The organism is Rhodococcus sp. Q (genome assembly GCF_005503035.1).
Lineage (GTDB): Bacteria > Actinomycetota > Actinomycetes > Mycobacteriales > Mycobacteriaceae > Rhodococcus_G.
In genome coordinates, this window is the sequence record NZ_SCOY01000018.1 from 87900 (window position 1) to 104753 (window position 16854).

Annotated in this window: 18 protein-coding genes, 1 tRNA gene and 1 pseudogene; 16 read left to right on the forward strand and 4 right to left on the reverse strand. The window is 68.5% G+C overall.

What is annotated here, in order from left to right; translation table 11 throughout:
• The first annotated feature begins 95 nt into the window (after positions 1-95).
• The 10 genes and pseudogenes from mrf (at position 96) to FFS72_RS26815 (ending at position 8596) form a co-directional block, all read left to right on the forward strand.
• A pseudogene (mrf, locus tag FFS72_RS17240) lies at positions 96-1344 on the forward strand (ribosome hibernation factor-recruiting GTPase MRF).
• Positions 1341-1601: a type B 50S ribosomal protein L31 gene (locus FFS72_RS17245; RefSeq protein WP_137875069.1), complete on the forward strand. Its 261-nt coding sequence runs from the start codon at positions 1341-1343 to the stop codon at positions 1599-1601. The pseudogene mrf and the gene FFS72_RS17245 overlap by 4 nt, the downstream one beginning before the upstream one ends.
• 25 nt (positions 1602-1626) lie before the next feature.
• Positions 1627-1800 carry a 50S ribosomal protein L32 gene (rpmF, locus tag FFS72_RS17250; RefSeq protein WP_050062840.1) on the forward strand — a complete coding sequence of 58 codons (174 nt, stop codon included), beginning with the start codon at positions 1627-1629 and terminating at the stop codon, positions 1798-1800.
• Between the two features lie 138 nt (positions 1801-1938).
• Positions 1939-3387, forward strand: coding sequence for a D-serine/D-alanine/glycine transporter (gene cycA, locus FFS72_RS17255; protein ID WP_171018725.1), 1449 nt, complete (start codon positions 1939-1941; stop codon positions 3385-3387).
• Positions 3388-3478: 91 nt separating this feature from the next.
• Entirely contained in the window at positions 3479-4087 is a 609-nt protein-coding gene (locus FFS72_RS17260) for a trimeric intracellular cation channel family protein (protein ID WP_050062841.1), read from the forward strand.
• A 58-nt stretch (positions 4088-4145) separates the two neighbouring features.
• Positions 4146-4832 (forward strand): response regulator transcription factor, encoded by a 687-nt coding sequence (locus FFS72_RS17265; RefSeq protein ID WP_137875070.1) that lies wholly within the window; start codon positions 4146-4148, stop codon positions 4830-4832.
• Positions 4832-6301 carry a sensor histidine kinase gene (locus tag FFS72_RS17270; protein ID WP_137875071.1) on the forward strand — a complete coding sequence of 490 codons (1470 nt, stop codon included), beginning with the start codon at positions 4832-4834 and terminating at the stop codon, positions 6299-6301. The genes FFS72_RS17265 and FFS72_RS17270 overlap by 1 nt, the downstream gene beginning before the upstream one ends.
• A gap of 104 nt (positions 6302-6405) precedes the next feature.
• Positions 6406-7845, forward strand: a complete 1440-nt coding sequence (locus FFS72_RS17275; protein ID WP_137875072.1) for a trypsin-like peptidase domain-containing protein — start codon at positions 6406-6408, stop codon at positions 7843-7845.
• Between the two features lie 71 nt (positions 7846-7916).
• Complete coding sequence (locus FFS72_RS17280; RefSeq protein ID WP_212744368.1) at positions 7917-8414, forward strand: MogA/MoaB family molybdenum cofactor biosynthesis protein; 498 nt, start codon at positions 7917-7919, stop codon at positions 8412-8414.
• A complete protein-coding gene (locus tag FFS72_RS26815) occupies positions 8411-8596 on the forward strand; it encodes a hypothetical protein (protein ID WP_137875074.1) in 186 nt (61 codons plus the stop codon). The genes FFS72_RS17280 and FFS72_RS26815 overlap by 4 nt, the downstream gene beginning before the upstream one ends.
• Positions 8597-8607: 11 nt before the next feature.
• Here the strand turns inward: FFS72_RS26815 and mscL are convergent, their stop codons facing one another.
• The 4 genes from mscL to FFS72_RS17305 all read right to left on the reverse strand — a co-directional run bounded on the left by mscL (position 8608) and on the right by FFS72_RS17305 (position 10810).
• Positions 8608-9000: a large conductance mechanosensitive channel protein MscL gene (gene mscL / locus FFS72_RS17290; RefSeq protein ID WP_137875075.1), complete on the reverse strand. Its 393-nt coding sequence runs from the start codon at positions 8998-9000 to the stop codon at positions 8608-8610.
• An 88-nt stretch (positions 9001-9088) separates the two neighbouring features.
• A complete protein-coding gene (locus tag FFS72_RS17295) occupies positions 9089-9757 on the reverse strand; it encodes an SAF domain-containing protein (RefSeq protein ID WP_137875076.1) in 669 nt (222 codons plus the stop codon).
• Between the two features lie 88 nt (positions 9758-9845).
• Complete coding sequence (locus FFS72_RS17300; RefSeq protein WP_050062848.1) at positions 9846-10133, reverse strand: FmdB family zinc ribbon protein; 288 nt, start codon at positions 10131-10133, stop codon at positions 9846-9848.
• 98 nt (positions 10134-10231) lie between these two features.
• Positions 10232-10810, reverse strand: a complete 579-nt coding sequence (locus tag FFS72_RS17305) for a 5-formyltetrahydrofolate cyclo-ligase (RefSeq protein ID WP_137875077.1) — start codon at positions 10808-10810, stop codon at positions 10232-10234.
• A 76-nt stretch (positions 10811-10886) separates the two neighbouring features.
• Between FFS72_RS17305 and FFS72_RS17310 the strand changes: the two genes are divergently transcribed.
• From FFS72_RS17310 to FFS72_RS17335, 6 genes are all read left to right on the forward strand, one after another.
• On the forward strand, positions 10887-11807 hold the full coding sequence (locus FFS72_RS17310) for a UTP--glucose-1-phosphate uridylyltransferase (protein ID WP_137875078.1): 921 nt from the start codon (positions 10887-10889) through the stop codon (positions 11805-11807).
• Positions 11808-11831: 24 nt separating this feature from the next.
• Positions 11832-13091 (forward strand): molybdotransferase-like divisome protein Glp, encoded by a 1260-nt coding sequence (gene glp / locus FFS72_RS17315; protein ID WP_050063399.1) that lies wholly within the window; start codon positions 11832-11834, stop codon positions 13089-13091.
• A 16-nt stretch (positions 13092-13107) separates the two neighbouring features.
• A complete protein-coding gene (locus tag FFS72_RS17320) occupies positions 13108-13752 on the forward strand; it encodes a GNAT family N-acetyltransferase (protein ID WP_050063400.1) in 645 nt (214 codons plus the stop codon).
• Positions 13753-13942: 190 nt separating this feature from the next.
• Positions 13943-14773, forward strand: a complete 831-nt coding sequence (sepX, locus tag FFS72_RS17325; RefSeq protein ID WP_137875079.1) for a divisome protein SepX/GlpR — start codon at positions 13943-13945, stop codon at positions 14771-14773.
• Positions 14774-14862: 89 nt separating this feature from the next.
• A tRNA-Ala gene (locus tag FFS72_RS17330) sits at positions 14863-14938 on the forward strand.
• A gap of 282 nt (positions 14939-15220) precedes the next feature.
• A partial coding sequence (locus FFS72_RS17335) for an Ig-like domain-containing protein (RefSeq protein ID WP_137875080.1) occupies positions 15221-16854 on the forward strand: 1634 nt, incomplete at its 3' end.

A 16854-nucleotide genomic window follows, 5' to 3' on the forward strand; every position in this document is an offset into this window, starting at 1 on the left:
ATCTTTTTGTAAGTGAAAACGGTTTTCGACAAACGAGTGATCGCACTGTAGCGTCCACCTTCGGTAAATGACAATCGTTATCGAAAGGAGCGGCAGTGACCCGGACACCCGTCGTCCTCGTCTCGGGCTGGCACCACACCGCACGCATCGCGGACACCCTCCTCACGGATGGCACGGTCCTCGTGCACCACGACCTCGGTCACCTCCGTGAAGGGGTGGTCCGGCGCACGATCACCCACCCCGACCGCCGCGTCGACACGACCGTCCTCGAGCTCGCCCACGGCTGCGTGAGCTGCACCCTCCGGGAGGACCTGCTGCCACTGCTGCGACGACTGCGCCGCCGCGACTCCGTCCGCCGTATCGCACTGCTGCTCGATCGCACTCTCGAGCCCGAGGTGGTGTGCCTCGCCGTCGAGCAGGTCGTGGTCGCGGGCGTGGTCGGGCAGCTCGACGGACCCGCCTCCCGAGACGTCCGGATCGAGGCGGTCCTCACCTGCGTCGACGCCGCCACCTGGCTCGACGACGCCACCGGCGACGACGACCTCGCCGATCGCGGACTCGCCGCCACCGCCGACGACGAGCGCACCGTCGCCCAGGTCGTCGTCGGTCAGGTCGCGATCGCCGACGCCATCGTCGTCGCAGGAAGGGGACACGACGGCTGGAGCCAGGCCAGGCTGCACGCTGCGCTGACGCGCCTCGCGCCCACCGCCCCGATCGACTGGATCGGCGACGACCTTCCCCCCGACGCAGACGGCCTGCTGGCCCGCGTCCCGGCCGATGCCCGTCGCGGGTCCGCCTCCGACGTGCACGCATCACTGCTCCGCGGGCAGCCGCCGCTCTCGTCCGACTGCGGCGTCACCCTCGTCGAGTTCGTCGCCACGCGGCCCTTCCATCCAGAACGCCTGCACAGTGCCGTCGACACACTCCTGGACGGAGTTGTCACGGCACGAGGACGACTGTGGGTGGCGACCCAACCCGGCAACGTGCTGTGGCTCGAGTCGGCGGGGGGGAGGGCTGCGCATCGGACGGGCCGGTCGGTGGCTGGCGGCGATGACACCAGACGAACAGGAAACGGAGTCGGCGACACGGCGTGCGCTCGCCGCACTTTCCTGGGACGAGCGCCACGGCGATCGCCACACCTCGCTCGTCGTGTTGGCCTGCGGCGCGGACCCCACCGAGATCGACCGCGCCCTGCAGTGGGCGCTGGTCACGGACGACGAACTCCAGGACGTCGCGGCCTGGTGCGCGTGGTCCGACCCCTTCGCCGAATGGCACGAAGACCCCTGCGGTGAGCAGGACCTCCCATCCGAATACCTGGAGACCTACCGAGAGGACCGATCGTGAAGAAGTCGATTCATCCCCCCTACCGCCCCGTCGTCTTCCGGGACGGCGGCACCGGAAAGCAGTTCCTGACCCGGTCGACGGTCACCAGCAAGCAGTCGGTCGTGTGGGACGACGGCAACACGTATCCGCTGGTGGTCGTCGACGTGACCTCCGACTCGCACCCGTTCTGGACGGGCGCGTCCCGGGTCGTCGACACCGCGGGACGCGTCGAGAAGTTCGAACGCCGCTACGGAACGCGGCGTCCGCAGGGCCGCTGACCAGCAGAGAAGGAAGGAACACGCCATGGCAGTCCCGAAGCGCCGAATGTCGCGCTCGAACACCCGCAGTCGACGGTCGCAGTGGAAGGCGACGGTCCCCGACCTGGTCGACGTGACTGTCGGGGGTGTCACACATCGGGTCCCGAGACGCCTGGTCAGGGCGGTCGAGCGGGGCCTCTACGACCCGACGGGACGGTGATCTGCGACGTCGGGACCGGGTGCGACCTGCTCGTTCGCTAGAATAACGATCGCCTTGCGCCCATCGGCGCGCTCGGTCCCGACGTCCACCGACGTCCGATGCGTAGACCACGGCCCTGCCGTGGGCGAGGAGAACCCAGTGTCCGAAGACACCCAGATCGTCGCGGCCGAGGATCGAGAACCCGGCCTGTCGCGGCAGCTGACCAACCGGCACATCCAGCTCATGGCGATCGGCGGTGCCATCGGCACCGGCCTGTTCATGGGCTCGGGCAAGACCATCTCCCTGGCCGGGCCCTCGGTTCTGTTCGTCTACATGATCATCGGCACGATGCTGTTCTTCGTCATGCGGGCGATGGGCGAACTGCTGCTGTCGAACACCGGGTACCGGTCCTTCGCCGACTTCGCAGGCGACTACCTCGGACCGTGGGCGGGCTTCTTCACCGGCTGGACGTACTGGTTCTGCTGGATCGTCACCGGCATCGCCGACGTCATCGCGATCTCCGGCTACGTGTCCTACTGGTGGGGTTCGCTGCCGCTGTGGATCCCGGCGCTCGCCGCCGTCGTGCTCCTGATCGCGCTCAACCTCCCGACGGTGAAGGCCTTCGGTGAAACCGAGTTCTGGTTCGCTCTCATCAAGATCGTCGCCATCGTCACGCTCATCGTCGTAGGGCTCGCGATGGTCTTCACCCACTTCGTCGCGCCCAACGGATCCGAATCCGCATTCGCGAACCTGTGGAACGACGGCGGGTTCTTCCCCACCGGACCGATGGGCTTCGTCGCCGGATTCCAGATCGCCACCTTCGCGTTCGTCGGAATCGAACTGGTCGGCACCGCCGCCGCGGAAACCAAGGATCCACAGAAGAACCTGCCCAAGGCGATCAACTCGATCCCGATCCGCGTGATGCTGTTCTACGTCGTCGCGCTGGCCGTGATCATGTCCGTCACCCCGTGGCGCGAGATCAGCGGCGACCGCAGTCCGTTCGTGGCGATGTTCGCGCTCGCCGGCATCGGCATCGCCGCATCGGTGGTCAACTTCGTCGTGCTCACCTCGGCGGCGTCGTCGGCGAACTCCGGCATCTACTCGACGTCACGCATGGTCTACGGCCTCGCCCAGGACGGCGACGCACCCGGCGCGTTCGCGCGGCTGACGAAGCGGCGGGTGCCGGCCAACGCCCTCTACCTGTCCGGAGTGTTCCTCCTGTCCGGTGTGGTGATGGTCGTCGTCGGCGACTCGCTCATCGAGGCGTTCACCATCGTCACGACCATCTCGTCACTGTGCTTCATGTTCGTCTGGTCGATGATCCTGATCAGCTACATCGTCTACCGGCGCAGGCGCCCCGACCTGCACGAGCAGTCCACCTTCCCGATGCCAGGCGGCGTCGCGATGTGCTACGTCGTGCTGGCGTTCTTCGGGTTCCTGGTGTGGGCGTTCACGCAGAAGTCCGACACCCTGCAGGCGCTGCTGGTGACGCCGGTCTGGTTCGTGATCCTCGGCGTCGTGTGGGCGGTCATCCGGCGACGTCCGGTGCAGATGGCCCGCGCCGCGGCGTTCGACGCCACCCGAAACGGCGACACGGTCGACCGCTGACGCCTGCCTCCGCCGCGACTCCGCGGCGCGAATGGATCATTCACTCGATCCGGTCGACCGAACCGATCATGGCCGTCCATGGAGGTGAGCAGTGCTGCTGACGGTGCTCGAACTGGTCGGCGTGGTCGCGTTCGCGGCGTCCGGCGCGCTGGTCGGCGTCACCAAACGGCTAGACCTCTTCGGAGTGAGCCTGATCGGGGTGTTCACCGCCATCGGCGGCGGTGTGCTGCGCGACGTCCTGCTCGGCATCACCCCGCCGACCTCGCTGACCACCTGGAAGTACTTCACCACCGCGCTCGTGACGTCGGTGGTGGTCTTCTACGCCCACGCCGCGATCCGTCGGCTGCGCCGCGAGATCCTCGCCCTCGACGCCCTCGGCATGGGCCTGTTCGCGAGCAGTGGTGCGACGATCGCGCTCGACGTCGGCGCGAGCAACCAGGCCGCGATGCTGATCGGCGCGACCGCCGCGATCGGAGGCGGTGTGCTTCGCGACATCCTCGTCAACGAGGTGCCACTGCTCCTGCACCGCGACCTGTACGCGATTCCGGCGCTGATCGGGTCGAGCGTCGTCGTGGCGTGCGCGGCTGCGGGCCTGGGCTCGAACGTCGGACTCGTCGTCGGGACGGCATCGGCGTCGCTGCTCCGGCTGCTCGCGCTGTGGCGCAAGTGGAACCTGCCGGGTCCGCGGCACGTGGACTGAGCGACACGGTTAAGCGACCTCTCAGCACGATCTCAGTCGCTGGGGGGAAACTATGAGGATGCGCATCCTGGTGGTCGACGACGACCGAGCCGTGCGGGAGTCCCTCCGCCGTTCACTCACCTTCAACGGATACACCGTCGACCTCGCCGTCGACGGGTTGAACGCACTGGAGAAGGTGGCCGAGTCCCGGCCCGACGCCGTCGTCCTCGATGTGATGATGCCGCGACTGGACGGCCTCGAGGTGTGCCGCCGGTTGCGCAGTGCGGGCGAGGACCTGCCGATCCTGGTGCTCACCGCCCGCGACTCCGTGTCCGAACGGGTCGCGGGACTCGACGCGGGTGCCGACGACTACCTGCCGAAGCCGTTCGCGCTCGAGGAACTGCTGGCCCGGCTCCGGGCGTTGCTCCGCCGCGCGGTTCCCGACCCCGACGCCGACTCCGAGGTCCTCGCGTTCGAGGACCTGACCCTCGACCCGGTCACCCGGGAGGTCACCAGGAAGGGCCGGTCGATCAGCCTGACCCGCACCGAGTTCTCCCTGCTGGAAATGCTGATGTCCAACCCGAGGCGGGTGCTCTCGCGCAGCCGCATCCTCGAGGAGGTGTGGGGCTACGACTTCCCCACCTCCGGCAACGCCCTCGAGGTGTACGTCGGGTACCTGCGGCGCAAGACCGAGGCCGAGGGCGAGCCCCGCCTGATCCACACCGTCCGCGGCGTCGGTTACGTGTTGCGGGAGACCCCTCCGTGATGGTTGCCCCGTTCGGACGTTCGCCCTCCGACCCGTCGTCGCCCAGCACGATTCCCGAGATGCGTCCCCCGATGCCGCTGACCCGATCAGTGTCCTTGCGGTGGCGGGTCACGTTGCTCGCGGCATCGGTGGTGGCGATCGCGGTCGCCGTCATGGCGATCGCCGCGTACGCCGTCGTCTCGCGTGCCCTCTACAACGACGTCGACTCCCAGTTGCGCAACAGGTCGACGACGTTGATCGCCAACAACTTCGACGCCCTCGACATCCGCACGATCTCGCTGGCGACGGTGTACTCCAACGACATCAGTGTCGCCCTGGTGTTCCCGGACCTCACGGTCTACATGCCGCCGGGGTCGAACACGCCGATCGGCGATGCCGAGATGTCCGTCGCGCGTGGCGAACACGAGTCGACACTGCGGACGCTCGCCGGGCAGCGGGTGTTCGCGCAGCGCACGAACCTCGGCTCGACACTGGTCATCGCGCAACGGCTGGAGCCGACGGAGGAGGTGCTCGAGCGGCTCGCCTGGGTGCTGTTCGTCGTCGGTGGGTGCGGCGTGGTGTTGGCTGCGCTCGCCGGGATGGCCGTGGGACGCACCGGGTTACGGCCCATCAGCAGGCTCACCGCCGCGACCGAACGGATCGCGCGGACCGACGAACTGAGTCCGATCCCGGTGACGGGCAACGACGAACTCGCCCGGCTGACGGTCTCGTTCAACACGATGCTCCGCGCACTCGCCGAATCCCGGGACAGGCAGTCGCGTCTCGTCGCGGACGCGGGGCACGAACTGCGCACCCCGTTGACGTCGCTGCGGACGAACACGGAGTTGCTGATGGCGGCGGGCAGGCCCGGTGCTCCGCACATCCCCGACGAGGACATGGCGGAGCTGCGAGCCGACGTCATCGCTCAGATCGAGGAGCTCTCGACCCTCGTCGGCGACCTCGTCGACCTCGCGCGCGAGGACGCGCCGGAGACGGTGCACGAGCGAATCGACCTGGCGGACACCGTCGAACGGTCCCTCGAACGGGTGCGCAGGCGCCGCAACGAGGTGGACTTCGACGCGGAGACCGTGCCCTGGTTCGTCCACGGGGACGGAGCGGGGCTGGCCAGGGCAGTCCTGAACGTCCTCGACAATGCGGCCAAGTGGAGTCCGCCCGGCGAACAGGTCCGGGTGCGGATGCGTCAACTCGACGCAGGACATCTGGCCCTCGTCGTCGACGATGCGGGACCCGGAATCCCTGAGGAGGACCGGGATCTGGTGTTCGAGCGTTTCTACCGTTCCACCGAGGCGCGCTCGATGCCCGGTTCCGGGCTCGGACTGGCGATCGTCCGTCAGGTCGTCGTGAAACACGGAGGCACCGTCACCGCGGGTGCATCCGCGCGGGGAGGGGCACTGCTCACGATCGTGTTGCCGGGCTCGGCGACGGCACCTGCCGACGACGAGGTCGACAGCAGGATCTCGGCAAACTGAAAGCCGGGTCTCAGGACTCTCTAAGTCCGGACAGGCAGGCTTGGGCGTAACGAGAAGGACTACAGCGCACCGACCTGGTGCGCAGGGGAGAACGGATCACACGCATGACCGACGATTACAGCGACGGGCGCGGCGCAGGACAGGGTGGCGAGGCCGGACCGGCTGGTTCGCCCTGGGCGCCGAACCAGCAGGCAAACCCGCAGCCACACCAGTCGGCGACCCCGAACCAGCCCGGTGCGCAGTACCCGGCGGATCAGCCGACGGCGCAGTACCCGACGGGTGACCAGCCGACGGCCCAGTACCCGACCTACCAGCAGCCGACCTACGGTCAGGCGCCGTACGCCGGTTACTCGTCGCACGACACGCAGCAGCCGACCGACCCGAACGTCTCCCATCAGGCTCCGGGCCAGTACGCGACCGCGACCGCCACGAAGCCGAAGCCGGCGCGCACGGCGATCGTCGCGGGCGCGGTGGCGCTCGCACTCGTCAGCGGCGGCATCGGCGGCGCCGTCGGAGCCTGGACGCAGAGCAGCTCGTCCTCCGGAGCCGTCACGAACGCGCTCGACGCCCCGCGCACCAACGCGACGCAGACCGCGAACGCCCCGGCGGGCACCGTGCAGGCAGTAGCCCAGAAGGTGCTGCCCAGCGTCGTGCAGATCCAGGTGGCGGGCGCGCAGGCCGAAGGTGAGGGATCGGGTGTCGTCCTGTCGTCCGACGGACTGATCCTGACGAACAACCACGTGGCGGCCGGAGCGGGCGCCAACGGCAAGATCACCGTTGCGTTCTCGGACGGAACGACGGCGTCCGCGACCCTCGTCGGCGCCGACCCGATGTCCGACATCGCCGTCATCAAGGTCGAGGGCCGTACCGACCTCACGCCGATCGAGCTGGGCACGTCCGCGGACGTGCAGGTCGGTCAGCCCGTCGTGGCCATCGGATCTCCGCTCGGTCTCGCGGGCACCGTCACGAGCGGAATCGTGTCCGCGCTCAACCGGCCGGTGTCGACGAGCGGCGAGTCCGGCAACCAGAACACCGTCATCGACGCCATCCAGACCGACGCCGCCATCAACCCCGGCAACTCCGGTGGCGCCCTGGTGAACATGGACGGCAAGTTGATCGGTATCAACACCGCCATCGCGACACTCGGCGGTGAGGCGGCGAGTGGCCAGCAGGGCGGTTCGATCGGGCTCGGCTTCGCCATCCCGGTCGACCAGGCAAGCCGCATCGCGGACGAACTCGTCAAGACCGGCAAGGCGACCCAGGCGATCATCGGTGTCTCCGTGTCGTCCCGGGACACCTCGCACGGCGCAGGCGTCATGGACGTGACGGCGGGCGGGCCTGCCGACAAGGCGGGCATTCCGAAGGGCTCGGTCATCACCCGCGTCGACGACCGGGTCGTCGACAGTGGCGACTCGCTGATCGCCGCGATCCGCTCGCACGCACCCGGCGACAAGGTCGAGGTCACCTACACCGACGCCAACGGCAAGAACGGCGCGACCGTCGAGGTCACCCTCGGGACGGCTCCCACTCAGGGCGGTCGCTGATGCCGCCACGCCCGGTGTCGTTTCGCCTCCACACCGGACCGGGCCCGGGCGGTACCACTACCGTAGGGACCATGGACATCGAAGCCCCGCTGGCCGGCCGCGCACTCGTGGTGATCGTCGACGACCGCACCGCGCACGGAGACGAAGTGGACTCGACGGGACCGCTCGTCACCGAACTGCTCAACGAGGCAGGCTTTCTGGTCGACGCCGTGGTCGCCGTCTCCGCCGACGAGGTGGAGATCCGCAACGCACTCAACACCGCCGTCATCGGTGGCGTCGATCTCGTGATCTCGGTCGGCGGAACGGGTGTGTCGCCGCGCGACGTCACCCCCGACGCGACCGCCGCGGTCCTGGACCGCGAGATCTCCGGAATCAGCGAGGCGCTGCGCTCGTCGGGCCTCGCCGCAGGCTCGCTCGATGCGGGACTCTCGCGCGGGGTCGCGGGCGTCTCGGGAAGTACGCTGGTGGTGAATCTGGCGTCGTCCCGCGCTGCGGTGCGCGACGGCATGGCCACCTTGACACCGCTCGCCAGTCAGGTGATCGGTGAGGTGTCCCGTATCGAGGAGTGACCATCACCGACGACGCGCCACGCGCACACCCCAGCCGGGACCCGAAGACTCGGGCCCGGCTGGCGCGCATATTCGGTGACGTACTACCGGAGACGACCGGCGATGAGCGGTCCCCCGAGGATGCCCGCGACTCCTCCTCGGATGAGTGGCTGCGGCGTCAGGTTCCGCCGCACCACGGCTGAATCGGCCGCAGTCAGTCCTGCGATGCGGACCGGTCGGCGAGCAGGTCGCGGATCTCCGCGAGGAGTTCGGTCTCGGTGGCTTCGGGGCCCTTCTTCGGTCCGCCGAACCGTTCCTTCGCGTGGTTGTACGGCAGGATCAGCACGAAGTACACGACCGCGGCGATGATCACGAAGTTGATGCCCGCGGTGATGACCGCTCCGATGTTGACGAACGTCTCGGGGTTGTCGGTGATCTGGAAGCCGAAGCCCATCTCGTCGGAACCGCCGAGGGCCGCGATCAGGGGATCGATGATGTTGTCGCTGAAGGCGGTGACGATCGCAGTGAAGGCGGCGCCGACCACGACGGCAACGGCCAGGTCGATCACGTTGCCCTTCAGCAGGAAATCCTTGAAGCCCTTGAGCATGGCCCGGTCCTCGTTTCGCATCGATCGGTGGCAGGTACTCGAACCTCAGAATGCCAAAGAAACGATCGGCTCGCGCCCTTCGACACGCTCAGTGCAGCGTCACCGTGATCGTCCCCGTCATGGTCGCGGCGGCAACCGCGGTAGCGCTCACCTCGGGTAATGCCACGAGCACCGCGGGATCGGACGCTGCCCGTCCGCTGTCGCGGGCTGCGGCGAGCACCACCGTGGCGTTCGTGGCGAGTACTCGCGGCGTCCCAGATCCCTCCGCATCGGCGGTGAGGATGTCCACGACGTCGCCTGTGCGCAGGAGCCCGGCCACCTGGGCGTCGTCGATACGGAGGGGCACGACGCGGGCGTCCGGTCCGGCGGCGGCGTCCGCCAGTCGGGAACCCAGCAGGCGGACGTCCGTCAGCGTCTCACCTGCGCGGGCGGGACCGGCCAGGGTGTGCCCGATCACGCCCTCCACGCTGTGCGCTGCGCCGTCGGGAACGGCATCGACAGGGAGTGGGATCAGCCGGACGTCCGCGTCGCCGAGGACGGTGCCGGGAGGGACGTCGCGCGCGACCGTCACGACATCGACCTGATCGTTTCCCGGGTCGCCGCGGATCGCCAGTACCAACGCGATCACGGCGAGTGCCGCCGCGGCGATCCGGCGACCGGTCGTCGTGCGGGTCCAATCGGGCCGGGTCAGCCGGGAGATGCGGTCGAGCGCGGTCGGGGAGAGGGCGTCGCGGAGGCGCCCGACATCACGTGCCATGCCCTCACGGTAGGGACGGCATCATCACCCGACGGGTCGTGCAGGCCTGCCCTGTGGATGAATCAAGGGGCCTGTGGACAACGCTGTTTCAGCTGGCAGCGGGCGCGGGCGTGCTCGCGGGAGCGGACGATTCCGACTTCGTCGAGGACGAGGAGTCGGAGGACTTCGCGGCAGGCTCGCTGGCGGTGCTGCTGCCGCCACCGCGGTTGTCGGTGCGGTAGAAGCCACTGCCCTTGAACACGATGCCCACCGAGTTGAACAGCTTGCGCAGCTTCCCGTTGCATTCGGAGCAGACGGTCAGGGTGTCGTCCGTGAACGACTGCACGATGTCGAAACGGTTGTCGCATTCGGTGCAGGCATAGGAGTAGGTGGGCACTGCAGGTTCCTCCGCACGGGGTACTCGAGGCCTGGGTAGGTGATACGACAGGCATTGGCACTTTACAGTCAAGAGTGCCAACGCTGCCAATTTGCCTGCTATTCCAGGGTGCGCAGGCCACCGCGGGGAGTGAGCACCTCACGCATCCGGACATCGTGGGGGTCCTCGGGCAGTTCGTCGACGAATTCGGTGTCGCGCACCACCGCCACCAGTCGAGGCCCCGACGCCAGTGCGAGGGTGCGGTCGTAGAACCCGGCTCCCCGGCCCAGACGCACACCGCGGCGGTCCACGGCCAATGCCGGGACCAGCAGCAGTGCGGCCTCGGCGACGACGTCGGGAGGCAGGAACGGCGGCGCCGGCTCCTTCAACCCGTACGGGGCCGTCACCAGCGCGTCAGCACCCCGGTACGGCGCCCACTCCAGCGGTCCGGGCTCACGGGCGACCGGAAGCAACACCCGCCCGACCACCCCTGCAAGCGCGTCGAGCATGGCCACCGACCCGGGCTCACGGCCGACCGGAACGTACGCGCACACGGTCGCATCCGCGCCCAGCGTCACACCGATCTCGCGTGCGGCCGCCGCGAGGGCGTCCGCCTCGGCCGCCCGGGTGTCGGCGTCCATCTCCCGCCGCGACGCGAGGATCGCCGTGCGCCACTGGGACTTGGTCCGCGACGTCATCGGCCCCCTGCCGTTCTGCTCATACCGGCAACCCTAGAATCTCGGTCTCACCGGCCGGGCGGCTAGGGTGTGGCCCATGACAGACACCGGTACCAACGACAACAGGGCATTCCGCACGGCGGTGGTCCCCGCGGCAGGACTGGGTACCCGTTTCCTTCCCGCGACGAAGACCGTGCCGAAGGAACTGCTGCCCGTTGTCGACACGCCGGGTATCGAGTTGGTGGCCGGGGAGGCCGCGGATTCGGGGGCGACGCGGCTGGTGATCGTCACGTCCGAGGGCAAGGACGGCGTGGTCGCGCATTTCGTCGAGGACCTCGTCCTGGAGAGCAAGCTCGAGGCGAGCGGCAAGTCGCACCTGCTGGAGAAGGTTCGGAAGGCGCAGGGCCTGCTGAAGGTCGAGTCGGTGGTGCAGGACGAGCCGCGTGGTCTCGGGCATGCGGTGGCGTGCGCGGAGGCGGTTCTCGACAGCGACGAGGACGCGATCGCGGTGCTGCTGCCGGACGATCTGGTGATGCCGCGGGGTGTGTTGGAGACGATGGCGCGGGTGCGCGCCAAGCGTGGTGGCAGCGTCCTGTGCGCGATCGACGTGCCGAAGGACCAGGTCAGCGCCTACGGCGTGTTCGACGTCGAGGAGGTGCCTGACGCGGTGAACCCGGACGTCCTCAAGGTCGTCGGGATGGTGGAGAAGCCGAAGGTCGAGGAGGCGCCGTCGACGTTCGCGGCGGCGGGTCGGTACCTGCTGGACCGGGCGGTGTTCGACGCGTTGCGCCGCATCGAACCCGGCGCGGGTGGCGAGTTGCAGTTGACCGATGCGATCGCACTCTTGATCGAGGAGGGCCATCCCGTGCACGTGGTGGTGCATCGGGGTGGGAGACACGACCTCGGAAATCCCGGCGGCTACCTGCGTGCTGCGGTTGACTTTGCGCTTGCCAGTGAAGAGTACGGTCCGTCCCTGCGTGAGTGGCTCGTCGAGAGACTCGAGCAGACGGAGCGGTAAGTGGGGTCGGGAGGCAGCATCCACATGCGCTCGGTTGAGGAGCAGCAGGCCAGGGTAACCGCTGCCGCCGTCGCCCCCAGACCTGTGCGGGTCGCGATCTCCGAGGCCCAGGGCCTGCTCTGCGCGGAGGAGGTCGTCACCGAGCGTCCACTTCCCGGTTTCGATCAGGCTGCGATCGACGGTTACGCCGTCCGCAGTGTCGACGTCGCAGGCGCGGGCGGCCGCCAGGTCGGTGACGACGGCGCGCCCGTCGACGTCGTGCTCCCGGTGGTCGGTGAGGTTGCAGCGGGGTCGCGTCAGGCCACCCGGTTGCAGCCTCGTCAGGCCGTCCGAGTCGACACCGGCGCTCCCATGCCGACTCTCGCCGACGCCGTCCTGCCCCTCGATCGCACCGACGGGGGACGCAACCGTGTCCGGGTGCTGAGCTCCGTTCGGTCCGGCGACTACGTCCGTCGCGTCGGCGACGACGTCCAGCCGGGCGACGTCGCCGTCCGCGCGGGCACCATCATCGGAGCGGCGCAGGTCGGCCTGCTCGCCGCGGTCGGCCGCGACAAGGTGCTGGTGCATCCGCGACCACGCCTGTCGGTGATCAGCGTCGGCGGCGAACTCGTCGACGTCGACCGCACGCCCGGACCGGGCCAGGTGTACGACGTGAACTCCTATGCTCTCGCCGCCGCGGCTCGGGACGCGGGCGCCGACGTGAACCGGGTCGGCATCGCGGGCACGGACCTGCGACGCCTGCGTGAGGTCGTCGAGGGGCAGCTGATTCGCTCGGAGATCGTGGTCATCGCCGGTGCCGTCGGCGGGGGAGCGTCCGACCAGGTCCGCGAAGCGCTGCGCGAGCTCGGTGACCTGGAGGTCGAGCGGGTCGCCATGCATCCGGGGTCGGTGCAGGGCTTCGGTCAGCTCGGCCGGGACGAGGTTCCGACCTTCCTCCTGCCGTCGAATCCGGTCAGTGCCCTCGTCGTGTTCGAGGTGATGGTGAGGCCGCTGATCCGGATCGCGCTCGGCCGCAGGCAGCCGATGCGTCGGATCGTCTCGGCGCGGACCGTCGCGCCGATCACCTCGATCGAGGACCGCAAGGGCTTCCTCCGCGGGCAGTTGATGCGTGACGAGTCGACCGGGGAGTACCTCGTTCAGGCGCTCGGCGGGGCGCCCGGATCCTCGTCCCATCTGCTGGCGACACTCGCCGAGGCGAACTGCCTGGTCCTGGTGGACCCGGAGGTGACGGACATCCGCACGGGTGACCGCGTCGACGTCGCATTCCTCGCTCAGCGGGGCTGACAGCGTGAGTACGTCGCTGCGCCGCTACACGGTGCACCCGGGTTGGCCGGCACGCCTGGGTCCGTTGGTGGTGCCTGCCGGTCGGGTGACGTTGCGCCCGATCCGGCTACGGGATGCCGCGACCTGGAGCCGGCTGCGAATCCGCGACGAGGACCACTTGCGCCCCTGGGAGCCCACGGGCGAGGGGCCGTGGGATGCGCGACATCACATCGGAAACTGGCCAGGGCTGTGCTCGTCGCTGAGGGCGGAGGCACGTCGGGGGCGGATGTTGCCGATGGTGATCGAACTGGACGGCAGGTTCTGCGGTCAGTTGACGATCGGAAACGTGGTGCGCGGTGCGCTCCGATCGGCGTGGATCGGGTACTGGGTGTCGCAGGCGGACGGTGGTCGGGGTGTCGCGACGGCAGCGCTCGCGCTCGGGCTCGATCACGGCTTCGGGCCCGTCGGGCTGCACCGGATCGAGGCGACCGTGCGCCCCGAGAACCTCGCGAGCCGGGCGGTGCTACAGCACGTCGGTTTCCGGGAGGAAGGTCTGCTCGAGCGGTATCTCGACGTCGACGGGCGGTTCCGTGACCACCTGCTGGTTGGCCTCACCGCCGAGGAACTCGAGGCCACGGCAGCCGATCGGCTGGTGCGTGCCGGTCGCGCCGCGTGGGGCTGAGGGCCTGGTTACATTTCCGCTACCGAGGATGCATCGATGCGGCAGTAGTGACTAATGTGGCATGTGGGAAAGCTGAGTCGGCGCGTCTGCGGGGAACAGCGAGTCGAGACAACTAGCCTGAGTAGGCCTACCGGGTCAAATACGCAGGTGAGTGCTGCGCTGGCAGACGACAGGGAGGGAGGTCGCCGACATGCCGAACTCACTGGTGGTTGTCGCGCTGGTCGCGATGTGGCTGTTCGTGCTGCTTCCGATGCAGGCCAAGCGTCGTCCGCGGATCCGGCAAACCACGGACGCGGCGCTGGCGACCAGAGTCCTCGACCGTGATCAGCACGCGCGGCAACATCGCCGCGGCCCGGCGACCGGGCACCGGAGCGACCCGCACTGGAGCCCGGATCCGAATCGGCCGATGCATGCGGAGGACTGGATGGAATCTCAAGCCAGAACGGACGCGGACCACGACCAGGGCTACGACGAGGTCGACACGCACGGCGAGTACGACGAATACGACGACTACGACGTGCGCGACCGCGAGGAGCACGAGGCGGCTGCGGAGTCGCGTGAACGTGCGACCTATCGCCGCGGACGCGGCGGCTTCGATCCCGAGGCGGATGCGATCGCTCGCGCCGCGCGGTACGGGTTTCGGCAGCGGACGGTCCTCGGCCTCGTGCTCGCCGCGATCATGGCTGCAGCGCTCGCGTTGATCATCTCGTCGACCATGTGGTGGTTGTGTGCCGCCGTGGTGGCGACGCTCGGCGGGTACCTCGCGTACCTGCGTCGACAGGTGCAGATCGAGCACGAGATTCGGCACCGGCGCCTGGCTCGGCTGAGCCGGTCTCGGCTCGGTGTGGAGTCGCGAGACGATGCCGAACTGCGTCTCGTGCCGTCGCGGCTGCGCCGGCCGGGCGCGGTGGTCCTCGAGATCGACGACGAGGATCCCGTCTTCGACCACCTGGCCCACCATGACATCCACTTCGACGAGGGTGACGGCACCGACGAAGTGCGCCGCGTCGTCGGTCAATAGCCCGAAAACCTCCTGCGACCAGCCGATTTTCCTGTTCCAGGATGTGCCTGTTAGAGTTGCCGAGCACTCCTTGAAGGGGTGTGAGGACTGGGGCTGTGGCGCAGTTGGTAGCGCGCTTCGTTCGCATCGAAGAGGTCAGGGGTTCGATTCCCCTCAGCTCCACCAGTTCGACACAGAGGGCGCTCCCGCGATCGGCGGGAGCGTCTTCTTTGCTTTGTGCGATGTGGCCCGAGATGGGTGTTGCTGACTGATTGCTTAGCATGTGGCCAAGTTGGACGTCTGTCCATCTTTCGTCGCGAAAACGCTCTTGACCTGATGTCTGATGTGGTCTAATCCTCTGCGACTTTGTGCCCGCGAGGCGACATGCCGAGGTAACTGGCGCACCGAGAACACGAGTACGGCGGATCGGATCACCCCTGTGTTTTCGGGCCGCCGTGGAGGAAATGCATGTCAGAACACAGCATTCGCCGCGTGGTTGGCGGGGTCAGCGCTTTTGCGATCGCGGCAGGCTTCGCCGTGGTCACCGGATCGGGTGTCGCCCAAGCGGCGTCCGGGACGGTCGACTGGTGGGACGGGAACAGCCACTTCACCCGGACAGTGAGCAACACGACGCCCGCAGAGGGAGACGTGGTCACGGTCTCCACCAAGTTCGAGCGCAAGGCATGGACCACGCTCGAGATTCTCTACGGCGTAAAGGACGTGCATGCGCCCTGCCTGACGTACGTCGAGGGGTCCGCGAAGGTCGACGGCTCGCCGCGTGGTCTGGACAGTCAGGGGGCGGACTTCGCGAAGGTCGCCGGCAGCTGGACGGTGTACCCGAACATCGACCCGAAGTCCCACACGTTCGAGTTCTCCTACAAGGTCGGGCCGGATTGCGCTCGCGACACCGCGCTGCAGTCGGGCATGCACTACAGCGGCTCGCTCGGTTCGGGAACCTACGACAACAAGGGCCCTGCGATCACGGTCGGCAAGAACGCCTCGACGACCACTCTCGCGGGCGTCACCTCAGCTGAGACCGGTACCGCAGTGACCCTGTCCGCGACCGTCACCGGCGGTGCGAACGGCGACGCCGTCGAGTTCTTCGACGGCAGCACCAAGATCGGGTCCGGCACCTTGAACAACGGTGTCGCGACCGCCTCGTGGACCCCGACCGCGGGCGGCGCGCACGCACTGACCGCCAAGTACCTCGGCAGCGCCCGTGCCAACGGTTCCACCTCGGCCGTGCAGAACGTCACCGTCTCCGTTCCGAACGTGGCCACGACGACGACGGTCTCGGGCCCTGCGACGGTCGTCGAGGGGGAGGCCGTGACGTTGACGGCGCAGGTCGCCCCGACGCCGGCCGGCGGCACGGTGCAGTTCAAGGACGGTGCCACCGATCTCGGGGCACCTGCGACGGTCGGAGCGGACGGGAAGGCGACGCTGTCGCTGCCCTCGCTGGCGGCGGGCGCGCATCAGGTCACCGCGGTGTACTCGGGTGTCGCGGGATTCGCAGGTTCCACCTCTGCTCCGTTCACGGTGACGTCATCCGTTCCGGACGTGGCGACCACCACGACGCTGACGGCTCCGGCGACTGCGGACGAGGGTCAGGAGGTGACGCTGACGGCTGCGGTTTCGCCTGCTCCTGCCGGTGGCACGGTGCAGTTCAAGGCTGGTGGCGTTGATCTCGGTGCGCCGGTTGCGGTGACGAACGGTTCGGCGTCGATCAATCGGACGCTGGCGGTGGGTGCGCACGAGCTGACCGCGGTGTACTCGGGTGCTCCCGGGTTCGTGGCGTCGGTGTCGGAGGCTCGGACCCTGACGGTGTCGACGGTCGTCGTACCGGACGTCCAGACGACCACGACGCTGACGGCTCCGGCGACTGCGGACGAGGGTCAGGAGGTGACGCTGACGGCTGCGGTTTCGCCTGCTCCTGCCGGTGGCACGGTGCAGTTCAAGGCTGGTGGCGTTGATCTCGGTGCGCCGGTTGCGGTGACGAACGGTTCGGCGTCGATCAATCGGACGCTGGCGGTGGGTGCGCACGAGCTGACCGCGGTGTACTCGGGTGCTCCCGGGTTCGTGGCGTCGGTGTCGGAGGCTCGGAC